The organism is Hydrocoleum sp. CS-953, from assembly GCF_002260545.1.
Classification (GTDB): domain Bacteria; phylum Cyanobacteriota; class Cyanobacteriia; order Cyanobacteriales; family Microcoleaceae; genus Trichodesmium.
This window is the reverse complement of sequence record NZ_LGSU01000145.1, coordinates 1-2,273: the sequence shown is the minus strand read 5'-3', so window position 1 is coordinate 2,273 and position 2,273 is coordinate 1. Positions and strand designations below refer to the sequence as shown.

General features: G+C 34.4%; 1 protein-coding gene. It reads right to left on the bottom strand.

Going from position 1 to position 2,273, the window contains the following annotated elements; translation table 11 throughout:
• Nucleotides 1-704: 704 nt before the first annotated feature.
• Nucleotides 705-1,826 carry a quinone-dependent dihydroorotate dehydrogenase gene (locus AFK68_RS01070; protein WP_094670950.1) on the bottom strand — a complete coding sequence of 374 codons (1,122 nt, stop codon included), beginning with the start codon at nucleotides 1,824-1,826 and terminating at the stop codon, nucleotides 705-707.
• Nucleotides 1,827-2,273: the final 447 nt, after the last annotated feature.

The window sequence follows — 2,273 nt, the reverse complement described above, 5'->3', positions numbered from 1 at the left end:
TGGAATAGGGAGCCTTGAAATACTGAATTTTCTTTTTTATCACCCTATCCAAGGGGAGGCTTGAAACCTTATTTTCTGGTCATATCAATACCATTTTTGGTTAGGTTTGGAGACCAAACCCCTACGATAAAATATTACGACCTATTTATTAGATATCTCCAATAATAAAAAATCAAATCAATTATCACACAGAAACTATCAATTTTTTTCCCTATTCCCTATTTCCTATTCCCTACTCCCTATGAAATGATTTTTGAAAAAATACTTTAGGGGTTTGGTCATTTCAGTTATCAGTTAAAAGTTATCAGTACCTCTATGGAATAGGGAGCCTTGAAATACTAAATTTTCTTTTTTATCCCCTATCCAAGGGGAGGCTTGAAACCTTATTTTCTGGTCAGATAAATCCCATTTTTGGTTAGGTTTGGAGACCAAACCCCTACGATAAAACATTACAACCTATTTATTAGACATTTTCCATAAGAAAAATAATATCAATTATCTCACATAAACTATCAATTTTTTTCCCTATTCCCTATTCCCTATTCCCTATTCCCTATTCCCTATTCCCTATTCCCTATTTATTAGACATTTTCCATAAGAAAAATAAAATCAATTATCTCACAGAAATTATCAATTATTTTCCCCCTAATTCCTACCTCTAAAGCAACAGCTTCAGAAATAGAATTTAATCCATTTAAACTTGACTAAATTATCTTCCCTCCTGACTCCTGACTCCTGACTCCTGACTCCTTTTTATTTGCTAAACCAACAGCTTCAGAAATAGAATTTAATCCCTGTTCATCTAACTTTTGTAGTAATCCCTGAAGAATTTGTTTGACCATTCCCGGTCCTTGATATACCCAGCCTGTATAAACTTGAATTAGACTTGCACCTGCAGTAATTTTATCCCATGCATCTTCCGCAGTAAATATACCACCGACACCAATAATTGGTAATTTTCCCTCTGTTTTTTGCCAGATAAACTTAATTATTTCTGTCGATCTTTGGGTTAATGGTGCGCCACTAATTCCACCTGCTTCTTCAGTTATAGCTTTACCTGTTTCTGGAATAATTTTAGTTTTTAATCCCCCACGACTAATAGTTGTGTTAGTGGCAATTATGCCAGATATTTGATATTCTTTAATTAGGTCTAGTATTGAGGATATATCTTCATTTTCTAAATCAGGTGCAATCTTAACTAAAATGGGCTTATTTTCTGGATTTTCTCCTTGCAAAACTGCTAATATTTTACTTAAGTTATCGGTATTTTGTAAGGAACGTAATCCGGGAGTATTAGGAGAAGATACATTAACAACAAAATAATCTCCCCAATCTTTTAACAATCGAAAACTATCTAAATAATCTGTTGCTGCTGCTTCTAAAGATGTTATCTTGGATTTACCAATATTTATACCATAAGGAAACAAAGAAGGAGGAATAAAAGAATTATTTTCTTGTCTGCTTAGACCCCCTAGATTGTTTTTTGCTTGACCTTGTAATCTTATAGCTAGAGCAGCAGCTCCTTGATTATTAAATCCCATTCGATTCAAGACAGCCCAATCTATTGGTAAACGAAACAATCTTGGTTGAGGATTTCCTGGTTGTTCATGGAAAGTGACTGTACCAAGTTCAGCAAACCCAAAACCTAATCGAGGCCAAGCATTAATGGCCACACCATCTTTATCATATCCTGCGGCCAAACCTACGGGATTTTTAAAGTTTAATCCCCATAAAGTTTGCTCTAGGCGAGTATCTTCAAAACAGAAGAATTTCTCCATCATTGTCTGAAGCCTACTTATCGTTTGAGAGTCGGAGTGAGTATCCATAAAATTGAGAATATTTAGGACNAAACCTAATCGAGGCCAAGCATTAATGGCCACACCATCTTTATCATATCCTGCGGCCAAACCTACGGGATTTTTAAAGTTTAATCCCCATAAAGTTTGCTCTAGGCGAGTATCTTCAAAACAGAAGAATTTCTCCATCATTGTCTGAAGCCTACTTATCGTTTGAGAGTCGGAGTGAGTATCCATAAAATTGAGAATATTTAGGACTCTATGATGTACCCATTCTGGATCGGCTTTTAATCCAGAGAATAGAATCGGAAGTACGACAGAACGATAAATATTTAACACTTGATTCTGAATAGTAGTTGACAATTAAAAACTCAAAATTAAAACTCAAAAACCCTAAATTTTATAATTTTGAGGTTATTGAGATTTTGCTGATGATAGAACAATAGTTAGTTCGTTTCATTAATATATCATTTACTT

Bases quoted from the DNA above. Each gene is read 5' to 3' on its own strand.
- AFK68_RS01070 (WP_094670950.1), bottom strand. From the start codon at position 1,826: ATGGATACTCACTCCGACTCTCAAACGATAAGTAGGCTTCAGACAATG.